Source organism: Neobacillus niacini (assembly GCF_023715785.1).
In the GTDB taxonomy this organism is placed as follows: Bacteria; Bacillota; Bacilli; order Bacillales; family Cytobacillaceae; genus Neobacillus; species Neobacillus niacini_E.
Genome location: NZ_JAMBOX010000001.1, coordinates 299,500 through 321,950 on the forward strand (window position 1 = coordinate 299,500; position 22,451 = coordinate 321,950).

Consider the following 22,451-nt stretch of genomic DNA (forward strand, 5'->3'; position numbering starts at 1 on the left):
TCCTCTTCCATTACACCCTTTGCCCATAATAAGCATTGGGGCCATGTTTGCGATAATAATGCTTATCCAATAGATAATTTGGGATTGGCTTTCTTTCTTTCATTAATAGCTCGGAGAATAAAGCCATTTCCGCGACTTCCTCTAGTATAATGCTATTCATAACGGCTGCATCCACATCTTTCCCCCATGTAAATGGGCCGTGTCCATTCACGATCGCCCCTGGAACAGCTATTGGTGAAATACCTCTTGAAGTAAAGGTTTCAACAATCACGCGTCCAGTTTCCACTTCATAATCTTTTAGAACCTCTTCTTCTGTCAGTTCCCTCGTGCATGGAATATTCCCATAGAAAGCATCCGCATGAGTCGTGCCGTAAGGAGGGATATCCCTTCCGGATTGTGCCCACTCGACCGCATATTTAGAGTGGGTATGGACGACTGCGCCTATTTCCGGAAACGCCTTATACAGGACAAGATGTGTCGGTAGGTCGGAAGAAGGGGATAAATTCCCTTCTAATACCCTTCCATCCAAGTCCGTAACAACCATTTGATCGAAAGACATTGTCGAATAGGAAACCCCGCTGGGTTTAATGACGATAATACCTTCATCACGGTCTATCATACTTACATTTCCCCAAGTTAATTTCACTAACCCCGCCTTTGGCAAGGCAAGATTTGCTTCAAGTATCTTCTTCTTATATTGCTTGCAAAAACTTGTTTCCATAATCAAATCCAGCCTCCTTTAGGATTGGGATCAAGAAATCCAAAGCCTTTCTTATTTCGCCTTCGTAATCATTGGATTTTTCAGACCACATTTCAATCAAAAATGGGCCATTATACTCAATTTCTTTTAATGTATGAAAACAACCAATAAAATCGACACATCCCTGACCAAAAGGAACATCTTTAAATTTGCCAAGATTTTTATATGAAACGGGAACAGTATCCTTTAGATGAATGGCAGCAATTTCATTTTTGCCAATCCGTAACTCCTCGGCAGCGTCATTTCCCCATGCCGATAAGTTGCCCAAATCAGGATAGACATACAGCCACGGTGAGTCTACTTTATTCGCTATTTTAATATACTTTGAAATAGAATTGATAAAGGTGTCATCCATAATTTCAATGGCAAGGATGATCTGCTTTTCTGCGGCCCATTGGCAGCTTACGATTAAATTTTCAATAAAAAGTTGTCGGGTCTGTTGGCTTTTAGCCTCATAGTAAACATCATATCCAGCTAATTGAATAACACGGACTCCCAAATCATGTGCTAAATCAATGGCCTTTTGCATAATGGTTAGCCCATGAGAACGGAGGTTAGGGTCATGCGAACCCAAAGGAAAACGACGATGCCCGCTAAGACAGATAGATGGCACGGAAATGCCAGTTTCCAATTTTGCGAGTAAAAATTCTTTCTTTTGTTGTGATGTCCAGTCAAGGCGGTCTAATCTCTCATCCGATTCGTCAATAGACATTTCAACAAAGTCAAATCCCAAGCGTTTCGCAATTCGTAACCTCTCCAGCCAGGAGATATCTTTTGGTAAAGCTTTTTCATAGATCCCGATAGGGTTCATAACCTTCTTACCCCCAAATCCGTTCAATCTCAGCTTTAAATTCTCGAGCTGCCTGCTTTGGATCGGCGGCGTCCCTAATGCTTCTTCCTGCAATGAAAGTATAAACATCAATGCCTTCAAATAGTTTTAATGTCTCGACTTCCAATCCGCCTGTCACGGAAACTTTAAATCCCATCTCCACTAATTGTTTGATTTTATCTAAATCAGATTCACTCCAGGTTAAGCCGGATAACAGAGCATCACGGCTTTGATGGTAAACAACCTGTGTAAGACCTGCTTCCTTCCACTGACGTGCATGGTCAAATGTCCAATCGCCATAAAGTTCAACCTGCAAATCCTTTACCTCTTTTAGTGCAGCTTTCATGGTCGGAATGGTTGCAGAACAAATAACCGTCATCCAATCGGCACCGGCATCTGCACAATTTTTGCCGACAGTGGCTCCTGCATCTGCACATTTTGTATCCGCTAGAATGATTTTATCAGGATAAATCGCTCGCAAGCACCGGACAGCTTCCATTCCCTCCGCAAGGCACAAAATGGTTCCAGCTTCTACAATATCAACCTCATCACCAACTTTTAATATAGAGGAAATGGCATCACTTAATGTTGTATTATCCAATGCAATTTGTAAGTTAGGTAGAGACATAATGAAAATCTCCTTTTATAGGATATTTATTTCAGATTATTCTGAATATTTCTTGTGGCAACAGCCCACCTTTCATAAAGTAGACTGTTGCATGTATTAACGTAGGATATTGACTTCTTTGAACCAGTTCTCTAATTCCAGTTTTAATTCGCGATCATCCATAACATTTTGCAATGCTATGATAGGCACCCTGTTTATTGGTTTAATATCATTGGATAAATTTGCAGGGGTCACGATTAAATCAACGTCATGCTTTCCCATATCATTTAAACTGCAATGATAAACCTGATAGTTAAACAACCTCAAGTCATTTAATATTTTTTCAATTTTATATTTTAGGATAATACAAGAGCCAATACCATTTCTTGAAACGACTAGTATATTTTGCATTAACATACTTCCTTATAGCTGCAATTTGGTTTATAAAAAGGACGGAAATGGTACATCATTTTCTCTTGAGAATGCATCATCAAATCCTCTTGGATAATGATACTCTAGGTCATCCTTGTTGTCAGGGAATACAAACTTCCCGCCAACCTGCCAAACATATGGTTTAAACGAGTATTTTAACCGGTCTTTTTTGCTTTCCCATAATAATTGGAGCTCTTTCGGATCGGCTTGGAAATTAGACCAAATATCATAATGGACAGGAATGACAACCTTTGCATTTAAGGATTCTGCCATTCTTAGCATATCTACAGAGGTAACCTTATCGGTAATCCCTCTTGGGTTTTCACCATAAGCGCCCAAGCAAACATCAACTTGATGCTCATTTCCATGCTTTGCAAACATATTGGAGTAATGGGAATCACCAGCATGGTATAAGCTTCCGCCAGGTGTTTTAAATAAGTAGTTAACAGCCACTAAATCCATATCTTGGGGCATTTTCCCTTTCAATACTACATCATCGTCCGCTGTAATCAATGCCGTTCTGTCAAAAGCCTCTAGAACAACGACTTCTACATCCTTGATTTTAACCACGTCACCTGGTTTTACGACTACACATCTATCGGCAGGCACTCCCCAGTTCTTCCAAATTTCCACAACGGCTTGGGGACCAATAAATGGAACAGACTCATCACAATTTTGCAGAACCGCTGCAGCTGTATTGATATCAAGATGATCGGAATGAAAGTGAGTGACAATTAATGCATCCAAATTCTTAATGGCAAAAGGGTCGATGACAAATGGGGCTGTTCGTAAATTAGGCTGTAATTTTTGAACGCCGCTCATTCGCTGCATCTGATGGCCTTCTTTCATCCATTTGTTCTTACCGGTCCGCTTTCCTGTTCCACACCATAGATCAACGAGAATATTGGCCTTTCCTTCAGTCTTTAGCCAAATCCCTGTACAGCCAAGCCACCAGGCCGCAAAGGTGCCTTTTTCAACGATTGTTTCTTCAATTTCTTCATTCAACCATGTACCCCACTCAGGGAATGTGTTTAAAATCCATGATTCGCGGGTAATATCGTTTACATTCGCCATCTATCTCTGCCTCTCTAGTATTGTATTTATTTATGTGAAAAATTTACTTTAGACTCTTTCTCAAGCCCGATTCTTTCATATTGCTCAGGTGGTGCCTCATTCTCGTCCATTAAAGTTAGAAGCTTTTCAACCATCATTTCCTCAATTTCTTTGTTTTGAATCGGCTGTACCTGATGCGGATCCGCTTCTAAATTAAACAACATCGTTCCCCAATCATTCACCTTGTATTTGTCTTTTGCCGGAATTTTCAACACCTTAAGACCCTTCGTAAAAGAAAAGCCGTCTACAAATTCAGCCTTTGATAGTTCTGATACCGAGAAAAGGTTATGCATGTGCATGGGCATTAATGTGTAATTGTACAAATCGTTAATCTTTTCAGGCAATGCCGCTCGCATATAAACATATTTCCCATCCGATACATTGACATGCCCGCTAAAAACGCCATACAAGCATGCTTCCCGCACTGGAGTATCATCCACAATGGTTTGTTTCAAAGGCTTTCCTTCCATATCTTTAGGGATGTCTACCTGAAAGAACTCCAGTAAAGTTGGTGCCCAATCAATCAACTGGACAAGGGATTGTCTTTTTTCATCACTGGCTTTTGCGCGAGGATCATAAACGAAAAGCGGTGTATTGGCAACCTCATTGAAATATGGAACTTGGTTTTTCCCCCAGTACTGATGCTCACCTAACATAAATCCATGGTCAGTGCCGACAATTAACATCGTGTCTTCCCACATGTTATAACGGTCCATCAAATCCAGCACTTTACCTAAATTATAATCACACATCGTAACCAACGCCTGATATTGCCGGCGCACATGATTAAGTTCCTCTTCTGTTTCCCCATCTAGCTTTCCGCGTGGCCAATCATAATGCCTTCCTTCATAGTGATGGTCATAAATATCCATATAGTGGTCCATCACTTGAAATGGCTCATGCGGATCAAAGGTTTCGATTTGAAGGAGCCAGTTGTCTTCTTTCCAGTTGGTATTAATGAATTCACAACCCAGGTCAAATACTTTTGTCTGAGGCTGATCCTTCTCCCTTTGAATATACTGTCGATTCACCCAATCATAGCGCCAGAGGCTGGAAGTAGCGGTTCCTTGCTGATTGCTTGGAACACGGACTACTTCCGGTATATGCGGTTCACTAACCTGGGCTTTCCAATGATCGCCCTCTTGTCCTCTGACAATCTCCCAAGAGGAATATCGATTATGGTAGGTTGAGCCGCCATCTTCCCAATAATGCAAATGATCGCTAATAAGATGAGTATAAACACCAGACTTTTTTAACAATTCCGGCATGGAATCATCAAACGGCTCAAGAGGTCCCCATTCCCTGTGCAGAAAATTCTTTCTACCTGTGTGAAGTTCTCTTCTGGCTGGAATACAAGGCATACTTGAAACATAGCTATTTTCAAAGGTTACGCCCCGTTCAGCCAATCGTTTGAAGTTCGGTGCGTATGTTTCTTCATTTCCATATGGCGGAAGATAATGCTTATTCAAACTATCAAACAGTACTACGATTGCTTTCATTCAGAATTACCCCTTTACAGCATATTGGTAGTGTTCTGTTACAATCGACTGGATTTTGTTTCCAATGCCCTCTCCATCCATCATATTTTCAATCTCAATGACATGCTTGCCTCTGAAACTATCTAAATCCACAATATCCATTAGCTTTTTATTAACTGCGACAATATCAGCCCAGTTTACATATCCGCCTACCTCACCGGCAGCAGCATGTTCTAAATTCGCTGAAATATTCCGCGCTTTTAATGCTTTAGATGTGACTGCTTCCAACATGGCACTGCTTCCTACTCCATAACCACAAACAAATAGAATGTTAATTGAATCTTTCATTTTAATGCCTCCTATTTATTTCATTAGGCCGCGTAAGGACCCATACCTAACAATTTAGCAATTAACTTTAATACTTCTGTTGCTGCTGGCCATACAGTTGAAAAGTCAAACATACCTGACCAGCCGACACCATCTGGGATACCCATAAGCGTTATGGCCCACACACTTCCAAAACTCTGAATCAATCCAAGTAAGATACCACAGACCATCGTCGATTTATAACCGCCAAAGCGGTTTGCAATCACCCCAATTGGGCCGCCGGCGAAGAACAAAGGAACAAATCCAGGAATGACCATAATCGGGCTCTTGAATACCAAGAGTAATCCCATTGCCATTAAAGTTCCAAAAGTCGTAAAGATAAACCCAAGTGTTGCCGCATTAGCGGAGAATGGGAGCAAGGCCGCAACATCAATCGCAGGCACCGCATTTGGAATCAGCTTTTCTTGTATTCCTTTAAACGATGCACTAATTTCCCCAACCATCATCCGGACACCTTGCAGCAAAATCACCATGTACATGGAGAACTGCAAACCTAATGTGATAATATAAATCAGCCAGTTTTGGCCGCCTGACATCTCTTCGATCTTTGGGATACCAATGGTCAACAGGAATCCACCCGTGAAAATTGTCATGATAATCGAAATGGCAGTAACGTTATGGTTAAAGATAGATAACCAGCCTGGAAGTTTAAGATTTTCTGCATCTTCCTTTTCCGGGTCGCCAAACCAATGAGCAAATTTAGAGAAAAACCAAACCCCAACGTTTTCATTGTGGCCAATCGTGAAGCCGGCATTATTCGTTGCCTTGGCGACCGCATTAATTGGTAATGTCGTAGAGAACGCCCAATAAATACCTAACAAAATCCCTGATAATATAATGGCCGGAACCCATCCAATACCAAGCCAGTAAGAAACGAGCCATAATAATGCTTGCGAATGAGCAACTCCAGCGTTACCAGTCAAAAAGATACCTTTTGCCTTCGTATATTTTCCAAAAAACACAAGTATCAAGTTAACGAAGAAAGCGATAACAAAAACATAACCAACAAATCCAAAATTATTCCCCAACGCTTCTTGAGTCGTTGCTTTCATCGCATAAGAGTCCATTAAGTACCCTTTTATGCCGTATTCCTTACTCACAGCATCAACTATTGGCTTAAATGTTTGTGAGAATTGATTGCCGCCGAATAATACCAGCAGCAAACCTACTGCCGCACTCACAGCCCCCGTAATCACTTTAACAGGTGGTTTTTTACTTAAAGCGTAACCAACCCCGACTAATAAACCAATGATAATGGCGGGTTGAGTTAAAAACTCTTTAATGATGTTAAAAATAGTTTCTAGCATGAATCCACTCCCCAATCAATAATTATCCAATTAACTGCAATAACTCGTTTTGATCTTTAACACGATAAATCTTTTCAAATACTTCTTCTTGAGAGAACAAAGTGGCGATTTGCGGTAACGCATTCCCAAGATGGTTTTCATTACTTGTCGCTGCCAAGCACACTAGAATATCTACCTCTTGGTCTCCGGGAAACATGACAGGAGATGATAATGTAACAAAGCTAAATGAATCTTTCAGGACATACTCACCCGGTCTGGCATGGGGCATGGCCATTTTGGGGCAAAGGATATAATAAGCCCCCATTTCTTCTGTCGACATAATAATCTCGTCATAATATATCTCTGTGACTGCCTTTGATTTGATCAACGGTTCCACAGCCAGCCGAATCGCTTCCTTCCATGTAGCGGCTTTGGCATTTAGCACTATCGATTGATTTTCAATTAACGATTCTTTTAAGTCCACTCTTTTACCCCTTTCCCTAAAAAACGATTTAGACTGCGAAACTTTCGAAAAAACTACCTAACAAAGAAAACGTTTTCTTATTTGCCTTTATTGTAACACTGTATAAATTTTTAAAAAGTACGGAATATTCCCACTTGAGGTGTACAATGGTTGACTTTTTATTTTCAAAATTTTTGCTAAAATAGTAGATACCATTGAAAAAAAGATATTCTATCAATCAAAGGAGTGATACCCAATGAAGAAAAGCTGCTGTCTTCCAGCAAATCAGAACCTCAATCAACACCGTACAAAGGCTTCGGTACTACAGGCCAAAGCATCGGAACCGCGGAAATTAAACCGGATGATATTGTTGCCAGGTGGGACCTATGATATGGGATCTGCATTCGATGATGGCTTCCCAGAGGATTTTGAAACTCCTATAAAAACAGTCACCGTCAGTCCGTTTTATATCGATGCGTATGCGGTCTCAAACGCGGAATTTAGGGAATTTGCAACGGATACAGGTTATGTGACCGATGCTGAAACATTTGGCTGGTCTTATGTTTTTCACCTCTTCCTGCCAAACAGCGTGAAAGCCGCTTGTCAATCGCCTAGGCAAACTCCATGGTGGTTTGCTGTACCTGGGGCATATTGGGCCCATCCGGAGGGGCCGCAGTCGAGTATTGACGGCAGAGAAAATCACCCGGTTGTTCATATTTCCTGGAATGATGCCAATGCGTACTGCCAATGGGCCGGCAAACGACTACCGACAGAAACGGAGTGGGAATATGCCGCGCGTGGAGGACTTGTTCGGAAACGATACCCTTGGGGAAATGAACTGCTCAAAGATGGCATCCATCAATGTAACATTTGGCAGGGGAGATTTCCGTTTGAGAACACGGAAGATGACGGATTTATCGGGACTGCGCCCGTAGATAGTTTCGCCCCTAACAACTTCGGACTTTACAATACTAGCGGAAATGTGTGGGAATGGTGCCAAAACAATTTCCATGATAAGTTTGCCAACCCGGTGGCATCCTCTCATTTCATGTTACATGCACAAACCTATAAAGCGATTAGAGGCGGCTCTTATCTCTGTCATGACTCTTATTGCAATCGGTACCGGGTCGCTGCTAGAAGTGCCAACACCATTGAAAGCTCTTCAGGAAATATGGGATTTCGCTGCGCGGCAAGCATTAACTGACCCAAAATCAAAAAAATAGTGTGCTCATTCCAAGGAGTGAAGCACACTATTTTATACCAATCTAGCAATAGCTTATTTTACACGAGTCATAATTTCATGAAACGCCTCTGTGATGTCTTTCCCTTCCAGTAACTCCTCAAGAAATCCGCCATTTAACAGCTGATCCAATTCAAATAATAGCGGGACATGGGTCATTTTTTCCTCAGTAGCCAATAAAATGATGAATCGGACGTCCAAGAATGGTTCCTTCTCCATCAGAAAAGTATTTTCCGTATAAAGCATGCTGATTCCAGGTTCATAGGATCCATTTCGATAATCCGTATGCAACAATAAAACGGACGGATAAATAAACAACAGTCTATTTTTATCCGCTATTTCCCGCTTAATTTGTTGAATATATCGTTCATTGATATGCCGTTTCTTTAATAATGGAACACTTAAAATATCAACTGCCGCCTCAATGGAATGGATATGATTGACATAGAAGATATGCTCTTCATCAAAAACATCTGTCAGACTGACAGCCCTGCTCCTAGAAACCTCCACCCACTCTCCTAAAAACATCCCTTCGATTTGGGCAATTTTTTTATCGAGTGGCATGTTATTCTGCGATAATATATCGATTAATTGCTGCCTGCGGTTCAATTGCAATGCCGATCCCTTGCTAATATTAAGAATGCGCTCCTTATCTTCATTCGACAAAATTGGCTTGACATAAATTGTTTCGCCGGTGGCATGAACATAACTTTGATCGGTAGTCAAACAATAGTTAACCGGTTTAGAAAAGGCTAATGCGTCCTTGCATGTCAAGACTGCCTCAATGGCAGCATCAGGCAATAACTGTTTGATCTGTGTCTCCAACAGCGACGTGTATACGCTTGCATAATCAGATACAATCAGAATCTTAAAAGGTGTTTTTTTAGATTGCTCTCTCAGTATACCTTCCTCAAAGTAGAGCGCTAGACTGGCGATTTCATCATCCGTTAATCTGTGGATAAACCGATTCAGTTTTGGATTTTGGGATTTAAAAAGGCCGATTACTTTTTTAGTTAATAAATAGACCTTTTTATATTTTGTCATCACATCTTTTAAAGATAGGTTCGTATGGAAAAATTCAAATTCATGCCGATAGAACAACACTTTCAGATGTGTTTGGACATTTTCGAAGAGCCGGTCTTTATCTTTAAAGTAAATGCCTGATATCGTCTGGAACGATGCGATCAAATCAGTTGTGATGTTGGCAATTTCCTCAAAGGATTTGCTTTTATAGTGGGTATCCGAATTCTTCTGCGCACACAAGAGAAGCATCCCATAAAAGACCGCCTCTTCATCGTCAATTGGCTGCTTGACAATTGTTTTGTATATTTCTAGTAACGTGCATGCAGCCTTATACTCTTTTCTCATTTTCACCACTTTCTTCTGGCGATTGGTCCAATGGATCCTATGGCCACGAAGTGACCGGATCAAATAGATGATTGAGGTTTTCGCAAGCAGCTTGACATCCTGTTCAGCAATTGTTTTGTTGAGAATCTTTTCCGTCTTTCTGATGCATTCCGAAAGCACCCTCGTGGCATCAGAAAAGCTATCAATTGCCCAGCTTGAAAAATCATACGACATTTGGTCGAGGCAAAACATAAACGCCTGCGTGTTCTGCTTGTACCCCATTTCTTGAATGATCTTGAAAATAATCCTCCTGCGCACAAACTCGTCAAGATCGACATAATATCCTTGCTTCTTGTTACTCTTTAATTCCAGCCCCTTTTCATACTGGGAGACCTTTTTCTTTATATATTGAATATCTGTTAATATCGTCGTTCGCGAAACCTGCATTAGATCGATAAAATCCTGTATATACCAGGACTTACCACTTGCCATGATTAACATTAAGATAACTTGTCTTCTCTCATCCGTTGTGAGAAAATAATCCCCACTAACTGAATTTTCCAGCCACTCGTCGACTTTTTCCATTTGTTCCAGCGTTAAAGAGAGACCTTCACTTTTCGAACGGTTAACCGGTTCCAACCCTTCGCTAGCAAACATGTCATCTACTTTTTCCAAGTAATAGTAGATCATTCGCCTAGACAAATTAACAGATTCCGCCATCTTAGATATATTTGTTATGGTCTTGGAGGTATTCAGCACCTTTAAAAACAAGCAAAACTGTCTGTCTAATTGAATCATAGGACTACCTCACTTTTCTCTTCGATGAAATTGGCTCAATTGCTTTTCCGAATAAATTCAACAAAATAATGCAATCCCGTCTTTTTGAACCGATGATTTTTCTGTACCATCCATAAATCTCTTGATAAGTAAAAGTTGGCAATTTTTATTTCCTGTAGGGTGCCATATGTTAATTCTCGGGAGACTGCCAGTCTAGGTAAAATACTTAAACCCAGTCCAGCCTCTACAGCACTTTTTATCGATTGCATACTGCCCAATTCCATTGTGCTCTCAATATGCTCAAGGATTCCGTATTCCTTTAACGCATTTTCGACAATAAGTCTTGTACCGGAATCGGACTCCCGCCAAATCATCTTTTCTTCAGATAACTCCTCAATATTGATTGTTCCCCTCTTACCTAACCGATGATTGTTCGGTGTCACCAAAATAAGTTCATCCTCGGCAAATTTTTCGATAATGAATTCCGTATTTTCAACGCCACTTTCAACAAGTGCGATATCAATCTCGTTGTTTTCCAGCTTTGCTATCATCGCCGGGGTATTGCCAATTAGAATATTAAATTTAATTTTAGGAAAGCTTCGTGTAAAACCGCTAAGGATAGCGGGTAACATATACTCGCCAATCGTTAAACTAGCACCAACATTCAGAATACTTTCCTCGCAGCCTGTTACTTCCTGAACCGCCTCGACTGACCTTTTCAGGTATTCGACGATTTCCTGTGCATATGGATACAAAATTTCCCCGGCTTTTGTCAGTTTTAATTTGCCATCCGTGCGTTCAAATAACAATGCGCCATACATTTCCTCCAACTGACGGATTTGTCTGGTCACTGCCGGTTGCGAAACATAGCTTAAACGAGCTGCCTTACTAATACTGCCTTCATCCACCACTAGACAAAACATTTTCAGACTGTCTAAATTCATTTCGTAGAATTCACCTTCAATGTAAAATACATTTTTAATAGTCTAACAGGAATCCGATACACTATGCTTCTTATTATAAAACCTGTAAATCTTCCCTGGGCTATTCCTTTTCGTTATGGCCCATAAAATGTTTTGAATTTACGAGCCCAGGTTCATTTGTTAGCTTAGTAGTATAGTAATTTCATAAGGAAAGGAATGACTTCCATGGAAATTCCCACGGGTCTCCTGCTCTTGTTTATCGGCATATTGGCTTCAGGATATGGAACGATTGTGGGGGCAGGAGGAGGTTTTTTATTTGTCCCTGCCCTCCTGCTTATTTTTAAAATGGACCCACAGGTCGCAGCCGGGTCGGGTTTGGCTATCGTATTGATCAACTCCCTTTCCGGAGTTCTTGGTTATTCCAAGCAACGGAAAATTGATTACCGCAGTGGTATAACGCTGGGAATGGGTGCACTCCCGGGTTCGATTATTGGTGTGTGGCTGTTGAACATGTATTCCTCGGTTTTTTTCTACTTTGTTTTTGCAAGTTTGCTAGTCGCCTTAGGAATATTTTTGTTGACGAAAAACCTTCCTGCTCCTTTATCGAAAAAGCAAGCTTTGCGCGTACAAAGCGATGAGGGCATCGATTTGATTGAAGCGGATTGGTCTTCCCAGGCAGCAGCTACAATCGAAGCTCCCCGTCTGCAGGTAAAATGGCTGGTTCCACTCGGTTTCCTATTAGGGATATTATCCAGTTACCTTGGTATAGGCGGCGGATGGCTGCTAGTCCCTATTTTAATTTACGCCTTTAAGGTACCGCCACATCATGCGACAGCCACATCGATCTTTACCTTGTGTTTGTACACAGCTGTCGGCGTGTTTACGCAAATTTTTTATGGCAATATCGATTGGATTACCGTATTCTGGGGAGGATTTGGTGTCATAATCGGCTCCCAACTGGGAGTGGCGCTCTCTAAAAAAATACCGGGTAAACTAATCATTCAAATGCTTTCATTCCTATTAGTAATCATTGGAATCCGAATGTTTTTCACATAATAAACGCCATTTAAAAAAAGAACCGGGGTCGCTTCTGCCCCGGTTTTGCCGCGTTAACCACTGTTCGCACAAGACGAACCCTGTGTATCTTGCTTCCTATTTCTGTGCTTGAGCGATTGTGGCCTCCGGTGTGGTGACTTTGTCATAAAAATCAACGAATCTGTCTCGGTCCGCGCTGTCACGGTAGGCCATGGCTACACGGGGGTGCTCATTTAGAACGCCGGAAATCATGTAAGGAATGATGTAGCCCCACTCCCATCTTTGGCGCATTTCGAGCATGTGCTTTTCAATGACGCCAAGCACGGGCTTTAGCTCATATCTCGAATTTTTAACGTAGCTAAGCAAAAGCTCCGTATGGCAGTTGCCAGCCGCCCGGCCCATACCATATACAGATGAGTCAAGGAATGTAACCCCATTTCTCATCGCACTGATTGTATTGGCAAACGCTAGCTGCATGTTGTTATGCGTATGGATGCCCAACTGTTTATTGGGAATCATGGAGGCAAATTTCTTTACTTGGTACTCAATATCCATCGGGTCCAGACTCCCAAAAGAGTCCACAATGTACACGACATCCACCGGGCTGTTCTTCACCATTTCAAATGCTTCGATGAGCTGATGTTCCGGCACACTGGACAGAGCCATGATGTTAAGGGTGGTTTCATAGCCTAAGTCATGGAACATTTGGACAAGTTCCAGCCCCTTATCAACCTCGCGGATATAGCATGCCACTCTGATCATATCCAAAACACTTTGTTCGCGGGGCAGGATATCGTTTGGATCAACACGTCCAATATCGACAAGTGCCGACAACTTCGTAAATTTTTTCACGGGGATGATTTCCTTCAGAAAATTATCGTCAAGAAATCTCCATGGATTAGGCTCTGTGGCATTTAGAAGCTTCGAAGAATTTTTGTAACCAATCTCCATATATTCAACACCGGCTTCACTTAAGCCATTATACAGGTCCTGAACAAACTCCACACTGAAATCCCAATTGTTCACCAAACCTCCATCACGAATCGTACAGTCTAGAATTTTGCTACGTTGTCCCAATATTATCATTCTCCCTTTTTATCCTGAATTTATCCTCTATTAAGAAAATTCACTTATTGAGGTTATACCACTTATGTCGGATGGTGTCAATTTAAGAACAGGTTATATTTTTTGCGAGATTTGTAGATTTATTTGCGGTTTTCGCACTTTTATTTGCGCACTTCGCTATTTTATTTGCGAGATTTACTTTTTAATTGTGCCCTTCCCCCATCGGCAGCCTTAGATTGACGGTGGTGCCTTGATTTTCTATGCTTTCGAACGTGATGGTTCCGTTGTGCTGGCGGATGATGCGGAAGCAGATCATCAGCCCTAAGCCGGTTCCTTTTTCCTTGTTGCTATAAAAAGGTTCGCCTAGTCGCTTGATGCGTTCCTCGCTGATGCCGATGCCGTTGTCGCTAACCTGAATCAGCAGCTGGTCACCAGCCCCATCGGCTTGAGCGGTAATTTTGATGAGTCCCTTTTCCCGTGAATCCAATGCTTCCATACTGTTTTTACATAAATTCAGCAACACCTGCTTGATTTGATTGACGTCGCACATAATCGACGGGAGATTAGGTGCCACTTCCAGTACTATTTCTACATTCTTTAGATTGGCTTCCGATTGGATCAACGTCTTCACCTCTGTCAACAAGGTAAGAACGCTTACCTGTCTAGGTTGGATTTCCTGTGGTTTCGCCAGTGAAAGGAATTCCTTGATGATCTCTTCTACCCGGTTAAACTCCGAAAGCACAACATCAAAGTACTCTTTACGGATGATTCCTTGCTGAAAAAGCTGGATAAACCCTTTAATAGAAGTCATCGGATTTCTTATTTCATGGGCAACACCTGCAGCGAGCTCGCCGACCAATGACAATTTCTCCGATTGCCATAACCGCTCTTCCGCCTGCCTTGCCTTGGTAATGTCTTTTCCGACTACCATGACATGCGCCACTTTTCCATCATCACCAATGACCGGCGTCGCGGCGCAGTCAAACAGCCGCCAATCCCCATTGGCATGAAGCAGACGTAACTCTGCTTTAGAATTGGATTTTGTATGAATCGCCTCTTCAAACCGCTTCGACATCATCGGAACATCCTCCGGATGGACAAACTCCACTGTACGATTCCCTTCAAAAATCTGGGGTGAATAACCAAGTACTGATTGATGGGACGGAGAGGCATATAAACATTTTCCTTGAATATCATACAAATTAATCAGGTCAGTCATATTCTCGGTGATCAATTTGTATTTATTTTCACTGTCGACCAGGGCCCGCTCCATTTTTTTCCGCTCCGTGATATCAACACACGAAGCAATGACCTCCACCACTTCCCCGCCCCGTTTGATGGGACTTAACGCAGCAAGGTAGGTGAATCCATTTACCTCTCCTTCATAAGAAACATGTTCCTCCCCATTCCAGGCCCTTTGGTAGAAGACTTCCTTCTCCTTCGCGTAATCTTCAGGAAAAATATCCGTTAAGCATTTTCCTACCACCAGACTTGGATTAAGGCCAATCCGATAGAGCAATTCTCCGTCACATAAGGTATGAATGAATTGACCATTGATTTTTTTAAACTTAAACGTCATCCCTTGTTGAAAACGGATGGTCTCATTTAATTCCTCTCTTGCGGCGCGCACCAGTTCCTCCGCCCACATTCGTTCATTGACATCCTGGGGTAAGCCGAACATACCGACCACCTGCTGGATATGGACGGCACGCCGCTCCAATTCGGCGGCCGGAACAGGCTGGGTAAAGAAATAACCTTGGCCCTCATCACAAAGATATTGCTGCAGAAAGACGAGCTGCCCCTTTGTCTCGATCCCTTCGCCCACTACGCTCAAATTCAAATTATGCGCCATGGAAATAATCGTTTTGACAATCGTCTCATCGCTGGCATTTTGCTGCAGACTTTGAACGAAGGACTGATCAATTTTCAAGGTATCGACCGGGAATTTTTGCAGATAGTACAACGAACTGAAGCCTGTCCCAAAATCATCTATACTAATCCGCACACCGAGCTTTTTCAACTTATGTAACGTTTGAATCGTCCGTTCGATACTAGCGGTCATGCTTTCGGTAATTTCCAGTTCCAAAAATTGCGGGTCCAACCCGGTTTCCTTCAGAATACGGGCCACGGTTTCATCCAGATGGGATTGGGTAAATTGCCTCGGGGACAGATTGACAGAGACGGTTGTGTTGAAGCCCTGTTGCCGCCACGTCTTTCCTTGGCTGCAGGCCGCTCGCAGCACCCATTCCCCAATTGGAATAATTAACCCCGTCTCTTCGGCAATCGGAATAAACGTCTCCGGTAACACCAGCCCCAACTCTGGATGATTCCAGCGGATTAACGCCTCCACTCCAGTTATGTTTCCTGTTTTTAAATTCACTTTCGGCTGATAGTACAGGGCAAGTTCCTCGTGCTGGAGTGCCCGATGAAGGTCCATTTCGATTTTCAAAGGATTAATGATCGAATCCTGTTCATCTTGCGAATAAAATTTAAAATTATTTTTCCCATCGTTTTTGGCATGGTACATAGCAAAATCCGCTTTTTTAATCAAGGTTTCCTCTGTATTCCCATCTTCCGGGAACAGACTGATGCCGATACTGGGGGAGGTAAAAATATCATAGTCTTCGATTTGGAACGGCTCACTAAGAACCTCCAATATTTTTCTGGAAACGAGAGAAGCCACCTCCCGATTGGCGTCTTTTACGATGATGATAAACTCATCCCCACCCTGCCGAAAAACAATGTCCTTGTCATACAAACAGGCCGTCATCCGTTCAGCGACTTCAATTAATAGCTTGTCTCCCGTCGAATGGCCGAGCGTATCATTGATGACCTTAAAACGGTCCAAATCCAAAAACAGTATCGCGACATGCTGCTTGTTCTTGGCCGCCAGCTCCAATTCTGCAGGAAGGGTCGTATTTAATTTGTTTCGGTTTGGCAGACCGGTTAAATAATCATGGTAGGCCATATGCTCATTTGCTTCTTCGATTTCCACCTGCTTGGTGATGTCCTGTGCGATGCCGAATACACCATTGATTTCCCCGTTAACCATGATGGGAACAATTGTCACACTCAAGTGAAGAATCGAACCATTTCGATGCCTCATCGATGTCCGAAAGTTTTGTGGTGCACCTTGCTTGCACAGCTCAAACCGCTCCATCGTTTCCGGAAGTTTTTCAGGGACAATTAACTGTTTAAAACTAATCGGCGTTAATAATTCATCTTTCTGATAACCGGTAAATTGCTCACTTACAGAATTGCAGCTGATAAACCGGCCCTCCAAATCGATGGAGTAGACACTGTTTGCACTGTATTCAAAAAGCGACTTGTAACGTTGATCATTCAATTCCAATTGCTCCAGCAACTGTTTCTTCTCCATATCGAGCATGGCCCCCGCCCCTTTATCAATTAAAACGATTCCCATTATTATACTTTTCCATATAATCTGACATTATTATACTACCATTCTTTGTAATAAAGTAGGGGGCGTTTTTCTGTCTCTAAATGGGCAATAAAAAGGAGGCAGGAGAATGATCCTGCCCCACAATGGTTAGTCTAATGCGTCGATTTCCACCAAATCCCAGGATGTGACAATCGCCAATGGCTTTTCATTAAGCTTCCCTGTATGAGTGATGATGACTGCCTCAAGCTTTTGGTTGTTCAAATGATATTTTTCAAAAATCTCCTCAACTTCAAAAATATCAATCTCTTTACTGACAAACTCGACGAGGGAATGCCTCTTTTCCGAATAAAGCTCTTCCACCTTTACGTCCTCAATCTGGATGGTATTGCCGACGAGATGGCGGGCAAACCAGTGAATGATTTCCTCTGCCGTCAACAGCCACTTAAAGCCTGTCTCATCATATATGGGAAAAATCGAGATAGACCGCTTTTGAATGACCGTCAAGATGTCTGTTATTTTTGTACTCTCATCGTAATAAAGTACCGGCTTGGAAGCAATCGAATAGGCCGATTTCGGCTTCAGCAGCTGGTCGGCAATGTGCTCAATTTTTTCCACGACAGCCTGATGCGGTTCGGCAATATAAAAGCCTAACTCCACCTTGTCATGAACAATCGAATTTCTTAGGCGCGCATACATTTTTAAATCATGGTAGTATTTGCGCAGTATGGAATAATGGCGAAACCCGCTGCTCAGCAAGGTCGTGAATTTATCCGATGGCTCATCCTTTATATTTCGCTGCAGCCAGTTATGAATCTGGTTAAACGCTACCTCAAAACGTTCAGATAATTGTAAATCCTGTTGTAGTTTCATGCTCCTGTACCTCCGTGAGGCTTTTCTACCATTTTACTAGAATATTGCGCATTGAGACAATCTGTACTTTATTTAATAAGGAGACAACCCGGTTTGTCCTCAAGATGTCTAATTCCAGGACACTTCTCTAAAAAAATGAAACAGAGAATGGTCCCTGCTTCAAAGTAACCCCACCATTTTCAACCCATGATAAATGCCATTTTCTCCAACCGATTTTGTCACGAATCTTGAAACCCTCTTCACCTCGGGATGGGCATTGCCCATAGCAATACTGTTTTGTACGAAAGACAGCATGTCAATATCGTTTAATCCGTCGCCGAAGGCATATACGAGGTCTATTGAATAGCCTAAATGGTTCATGACAACTTCACAACCTTTTGCCTTTGAGCCGCCTGCCGGATCCACATCAACCGCTAACGGATGCCAGTGAGTAAACCGAAAATCCGTAAACCTAGCTGCATAGGAAGCCGTTTCATGTTCACGAAGAAACAACATCGATTGGATGATATCCCTTCCTTGATAGTAATGAGCATCATGGATGATAGGAACAGCTAATTTATCGGGCTGCATACATTCAATTAGATCATGATGATGCGGGTCGCTGACCCCAATCCCAAAAGGATCAACATGCACAATCGGATGGCCGTTCTCCTCAGCAGCAGCAGTAAGCCTCTTTAATGCCTCTTGATTTAATGGATTTTTATGAATGATTTGGTCCCCAAAAACGGCAAGCTGGCCATTAAAACAGACATACGAATGAATATCCAGTTCGTTCCTTATATCGTCAAACATGAACGGTGCACGTCCTGTGGCAATGACCACATCATGCCCAAGCTCTTTTAATTGGGCAATCCCTTCTTTTGTGGACGTGGGAATGATTCCATCACTATCAACCAAAGTGCCATCAATATCAAAAAAAATCAACTTTCTCTCCGCCACGCCAAAACTCCTTTCGGCTCTAAAGTATCAGTATATCAATTATACATGATTAGGAGTGAGTTTTTTGGGGGAGAATCAGGTTTATTGTGAAAAAAGATGATGCAGTTCATAGATACAAAATAATGAACGAGGAATACTAAGGAGTAATCTATTATAACCGGGATGTGTCTTGTATGGATTTTTACTATGGACAGCCAACACTGACGGCGCTTCAATGGGCCCTTCGGGCTGTCGTATCCTTTTTCTTTTTGGTGATTGTAGCCAGACTGTTGGGCCAGCGGGCAATCTCCCAACTAAGAGTCCTTGATTTTGTCATTGCCTTAGTTATCGGAAATCTCATTGCCCATCCCCTATCTGACGAAGAACTCGGGCTTAAAGGCTCGGTCATCACGACTATTGTTTTGGTGATTTTATACCTTTCAGGAGTTTTTCTCATCCTGAAATGGCCTTGGTTCCGAAACATGGTTAACCCCAAACCAATCACCATTATTAAAAACGGGAAGATCTTTTATAAGCAATTAATGAAGGCCAAAATTTCCATTGACCTTTTGATGGATGAATTACGGAAAGAAAAGGTGGAGGATATCACAAAGGTAGCCTTGGCCATATGGGAAGCCGATGGCAAAATATCCGTGTTTTTGGATCCCAACTATCTACCCCCTACTTCACAATCGTTACAAATCAAAACCAATGGTTTCGAGATGCCAAGGACGATTATCAAGGAGGGAAAAATTATCGCCAAGGAGTTAGAAGAAATCGGCAAGACAGAAAGCTGGCTGGCGTCCAAGTTAGCAAGTCTCTATCAGACTGAGGTGAAGAATGTCCTGCTCGCAACAATTGACACGAAGGAACAATTAAACGTGTTTTTATATCAATAAAGTGTAGCGGCCTAAGCAAACACTGTGTTGCTCAGGCCCATTCCTTTCGCTAGAAAAAAGCGTCCTGCTTGCCGCAGAAACGCCCCAGTTCTTTAAACCACATTTACCCTTTAGGAACCAATGCCTCTAATATCTCAAGTTCCCTTTCCCTTGAAATACCTGCATTTAAACTGCTTTCATTCCTTGTCTGCATCCAACCATAAACTTCTCGAATTGTCTCTTCCAATGGCCGAAAGGAAAGGCCCGCGTCCACTGCTTTTTCGATATTGATAGAAAAAGAGCCTCTCCACGGTTCCGTTTCCCCTTCTAATGGGTAGTGCTCGGGAATCCACAGAGGCATGTCTGTCCACGGCTGCACTTTATGATCCTTTAGAAATGCTTCATCCACCCAAACCCATTCGCACTTGCTATTCGCTTCATTCATACAGGTATTTAACAGCTTTTCCATTGTTATTTTTTCATCAGGGCCCGTCACATTAAACGTCCCAGCTTTTCGTCTCTCGGCCATATCAAATACCCATGCCGCAATATCCTTTACATCAATCAACTGAACAGGACGGTTCGGCCGCCCGGGCACCAATACTTTTCCGCCCTGGGCCACCCGCTGAACCCAGTACGGCAGCCGGTCCGCGTAGTCGAACGCCCCAACAAGCTGTCCTGCCCGTACCTGCAGAACACATCCCGGCCACTGCTTCTCCGCTTCCGCTTCACAAAGGACCTTCAACGCACCGTAATGCTCATAAGGAGAAACAGCCCCTTCTTCAACGGCCTTCAATTGATCCGCCTCAATCGTTTGCAGGTGATAGTCTTCGCTAATTTGTTCTGGAATCCAATCCTTATAAACGGAGATACTTGAAATATACGTATAGTGCTGGATGTTGGCCCCGAGTACTGCCGCCATTTTTTCAAGCTGCGAGGGAACAAATCCGCAAGTGTCCATGACGGCATCCCACTGACGATTTTTCAGAAGGGAGAGATCCCCATTTCTGTCCCCAATCAGTTGTTCCACTTCAGGAAATGTCGCTTGATTGGTCCCGCGATTAAATAAGGTCAGTTCATGCCCTCTTTTTAATCCTTCTTCCACCAACGCCCTGCCTAAAAAACGAGTCCCGCCTAAAATCAGAACCTTCATCCTGCTCCCCCATTTCGCCTTTTACTTAATATAACGATTTTTTTCCGTGAAAAGATACGGGGTATGAAAAAGTAAAGAGCGCTACAAACAAATTGCAACGCTGTATTCCGCCCTATTTTCTTATTTTCAATACCCGACAAATATTTTCTGCCGCAAAGGCCAAATTGGCTTCCCCATTGTCGAGTGCTTCTTCTAAAGAGGTAACTCCCTTTAAGATGCCGATAATTGCATGAAACCCGTTGTCATATAAAGATTCTACTCCGTCGCCGATCCTGCCGGCAAACGCGATGACTGGGACATTATGTTTTTTGGCAACAGTGGCTACTCCGTATGGCGTTTTGCCAAATAAGGTTTGGCCATCGATACTGCCTTAACCTGTAAAAATGAAATCGGCTCCCTCGACTTGTCCTTCTAGCCCGGTGTACTCGATGACGAGGTCGATTCCTCTTTTTAGCCCGGCATTTAAAAACGCCATCAGCCCGGCACCAAGTCCTCCGGCTGCTCCTGCGCCAGCCGCTCCGGCAATATCCTTGCCCAATTGCTCCTTTATGATTTCCGCGTAATGCGTCAAGTTTTGATCTAACAAGGTCACCATCTCAGGCGTTGCGCCTTTTTGTGGTCCAAAAATCGCTGAAGCCCCGTTAACGCCGATTAACGGATTGCTGACATCACATGAGACATCAATTTGGACGGATGCAATTCGTTCGTCCAGCCCGCTCACATCAATCGTTTGCAAACGATTCAGCGCCCCGCCGCCAAACGGCAATTCCTCACCAGTTGCATCCTTAAAGGAAACACCGAGAGCTTGGAGCATTCCGGCCCCGCCATCATTTGTGGCACTGCCGCCAATTCCGATTAAAATCCGGCTTACTCCTTGATCCAGCGCATGTTTGATGAGCTCACCTGTTCCATAAGTTGTCGTCAATAATGGATTGCGGTCCTCCGGTTTGAGCAATTCCAAGCCGCTGGCACTGGCCATTTCGATGACCGCCGTTTGCCCCTCACCCAAAAGGCCATATTCAGCCATCACCTTTTCACCCAATGGACCCACAACCTCAACCTGAATCATTTCTCCATTTGATATACTGACCAGAGACTCTACCGTACCTTCCCCGCCATCGGCCATGGGAACGATCACACATTCCGCATCAGGAAAAACCTTCTTTATTCCTTTTTCCATTGCAAGGGCAGCTTTCTTCGCCGACATACTTTCTTTAAAAGAATCCGGTGCCAGTACAAACCTTATAGTTATCTGTCCTTTACAGTTAATCTATCAAAATCAAAATATATAGGATAATATATTTATAACATATACCCTTACGTTGTTGCGTAAAATGCTTCATATGAGCTTTTAGGGAGTAAGTTTTACGAGGTGAATATGAAAATGAGAGATTTTCACTGCTGTGCGACATGCCAGCATTTTAGGGCGGAGAAAAAAGAGGATGGAATGAAGTACTACTGCAGCCGCTTGGGGTATGAAACAAAAC

19 protein-coding genes and 1 pseudogene are annotated in these 22,451 nt (G+C 42.7%); 3 read left to right on the forward strand and 17 right to left on the reverse strand.

The window, feature by feature from the left end; translation table 11 throughout:
• Positions 1-10 precede the first annotated feature (10 nt).
• The 9 genes from M3234_RS01515 to M3234_RS01555 all read right to left on the reverse strand — a co-directional run bounded on the left by M3234_RS01515 (position 11) and on the right by M3234_RS01555 (position 7,376).
• Positions 11-721 (reverse strand): L-ribulose-5-phosphate 4-epimerase, encoded by a 711-nt coding sequence (locus M3234_RS01515; protein ID WP_262302984.1) that lies wholly within the window; start codon positions 719-721, stop codon positions 11-13.
• Entirely contained in the window at positions 693-1,679 is a 987-nt protein-coding gene (locus M3234_RS01520) for an L-ribulose-5-phosphate 3-epimerase (protein ID WP_262302985.1), read from the reverse strand. Before M3234_RS01520 ends, M3234_RS01515 begins: the two co-directional genes overlap by 29 nt.
• Positions 1,579-2,217 carry a 3-keto-L-gulonate-6-phosphate decarboxylase UlaD gene (locus M3234_RS01525; RefSeq protein WP_262302986.1) on the reverse strand — a complete coding sequence of 213 codons (639 nt, stop codon included), beginning with the start codon at positions 2,215-2,217 and terminating at the stop codon, positions 1,579-1,581. Before M3234_RS01525 ends, M3234_RS01520 begins: the two co-directional genes overlap by 101 nt.
• A 96-nt stretch (positions 2,218-2,313) precedes the next feature.
• The gene (locus tag M3234_RS01530) at positions 2,314-2,607 is read right to left on the reverse strand and encodes a PTS sugar transporter subunit IIB (protein ID WP_262302987.1); all 294 of its coding nucleotides are present in this window, start codon (positions 2,605-2,607) and stop codon (positions 2,314-2,316) included.
• Between the two features lie 30 nt (positions 2,608-2,637).
• The gene (gene ulaG / locus M3234_RS01535) at positions 2,638-3,702 is read right to left on the reverse strand and encodes an L-ascorbate 6-phosphate lactonase (protein ID WP_262302988.1); all 1,065 of its coding nucleotides are present in this window, start codon (positions 3,700-3,702) and stop codon (positions 2,638-2,640) included.
• A gap of 26 nt (positions 3,703-3,728) precedes the next feature.
• Positions 3,729-5,240 carry a sulfatase gene (locus M3234_RS01540; protein WP_262302989.1) on the reverse strand — a complete coding sequence of 504 codons (1,512 nt, stop codon included), beginning with the start codon at positions 5,238-5,240 and terminating at the stop codon, positions 3,729-3,731.
• A gap of 6 nt (positions 5,241-5,246) precedes the next feature.
• Positions 5,247-5,567: a PTS sugar transporter subunit IIB gene (locus tag M3234_RS01545; RefSeq protein ID WP_262302990.1), complete on the reverse strand. Its 321-nt coding sequence runs from the start codon at positions 5,565-5,567 to the stop codon at positions 5,247-5,249.
• 23 nt (positions 5,568-5,590) lie between these two features.
• A complete protein-coding gene (locus M3234_RS01550) occupies positions 5,591-6,913 on the reverse strand; it encodes a PTS sugar transporter subunit IIC (RefSeq protein WP_262302991.1) in 1,323 nt (440 codons plus the stop codon).
• A 22-nt stretch (positions 6,914-6,935) separates the two neighbouring features.
• A complete protein-coding gene (locus M3234_RS01555) occupies positions 6,936-7,376 on the reverse strand; it encodes a PTS sugar transporter subunit IIA (protein WP_262302992.1) in 441 nt (146 codons plus the stop codon).
• 235 nt (positions 7,377-7,611) lie between these two features.
• On the opposite strand from M3234_RS01555, the gene M3234_RS01560 reads away from it, so the two are divergent.
• On the forward strand, positions 7,612-8,559 hold the full coding sequence (locus M3234_RS01560; protein WP_396953913.1) for a formylglycine-generating enzyme family protein: 948 nt from the start codon (positions 7,612-7,614) through the stop codon (positions 8,557-8,559).
• A 72-nt stretch (positions 8,560-8,631) separates the two neighbouring features.
• On the opposite strand, the gene M3234_RS01565 is transcribed toward M3234_RS01560, so the two are convergent.
• Positions 8,632-10,740, reverse strand: a complete 2,109-nt coding sequence (locus tag M3234_RS01565; protein WP_262302993.1) for a BglG family transcription antiterminator — start codon at positions 10,738-10,740, stop codon at positions 8,632-8,634.
• A gap of 35 nt (positions 10,741-10,775) precedes the next feature.
• The gene (locus tag M3234_RS01570; protein WP_262302994.1) at positions 10,776-11,663 is read right to left on the reverse strand and encodes a LysR family transcriptional regulator; all 888 of its coding nucleotides are present in this window, start codon (positions 11,661-11,663) and stop codon (positions 10,776-10,778) included.
• A gap of 204 nt (positions 11,664-11,867) precedes the next feature.
• On the opposite strand from M3234_RS01570, the gene M3234_RS01575 reads away from it, so the two are divergent.
• The gene (locus tag M3234_RS01575; protein ID WP_262302995.1) at positions 11,868-12,698 is read left to right on the forward strand and encodes a sulfite exporter TauE/SafE family protein; all 831 of its coding nucleotides are present in this window, start codon (positions 11,868-11,870) and stop codon (positions 12,696-12,698) included.
• Positions 12,699-12,794: 96 nt separating this feature from the next.
• Here the strand turns inward: M3234_RS01575 and M3234_RS01580 are convergent, their stop codons facing one another.
• The 4 genes from M3234_RS01580 to M3234_RS01595 form a co-directional block, all read right to left on the reverse strand.
• Positions 12,795-13,754 carry an aldolase catalytic domain-containing protein gene (locus M3234_RS01580; protein WP_262302996.1) on the reverse strand — a complete coding sequence of 320 codons (960 nt, stop codon included), beginning with the start codon at positions 13,752-13,754 and terminating at the stop codon, positions 12,795-12,797.
• 190 nt (positions 13,755-13,944) lie between these two features.
• Positions 13,945-17,166 carry an EAL domain-containing protein gene (locus tag M3234_RS01585; RefSeq protein ID WP_262302997.1) on the reverse strand — a complete coding sequence of 1,074 codons (3,222 nt, stop codon included), beginning with the start codon at positions 17,164-17,166 and terminating at the stop codon, positions 13,945-13,947.
• A gap of 126 nt (positions 17,167-17,292) precedes the next feature.
• Positions 17,293-18,015, reverse strand: a complete 723-nt coding sequence (locus tag M3234_RS01590) for a CBS domain-containing protein (protein WP_262302998.1) — start codon at positions 18,013-18,015, stop codon at positions 17,293-17,295.
• 159 nt (positions 18,016-18,174) lie between these two features.
• Complete coding sequence (locus tag M3234_RS01595) at positions 18,175-18,954, reverse strand: Cof-type HAD-IIB family hydrolase (protein WP_262302999.1); 780 nt, start codon at positions 18,952-18,954, stop codon at positions 18,175-18,177.
• 173 nt (positions 18,955-19,127) lie between these two features.
• Between M3234_RS01595 and M3234_RS01600 the strand changes: the two genes are divergently transcribed.
• The gene (locus tag M3234_RS01600) at positions 19,128-19,832 is read left to right on the forward strand and encodes a DUF421 domain-containing protein (RefSeq protein WP_262303000.1); all 705 of its coding nucleotides are present in this window, start codon (positions 19,128-19,130) and stop codon (positions 19,830-19,832) included.
• 103 nt (positions 19,833-19,935) lie between these two features.
• On the opposite strand, the gene M3234_RS01605 is transcribed toward M3234_RS01600, so the two are convergent.
• Together M3234_RS01605 and M3234_RS01610 are read right to left on the reverse strand one after the other, a co-directional pair.
• A complete protein-coding gene (locus tag M3234_RS01605) occupies positions 19,936-20,964 on the reverse strand; it encodes an NAD-dependent epimerase/dehydratase family protein (RefSeq protein WP_262303001.1) in 1,029 nt (342 codons plus the stop codon).
• A 112-nt stretch (positions 20,965-21,076) separates the two neighbouring features.
• A pseudogene (locus tag M3234_RS01610) lies at positions 21,077-22,210 on the reverse strand (glycerate kinase).
• Positions 22,211-22,451 lie beyond the last annotated feature (241 nt).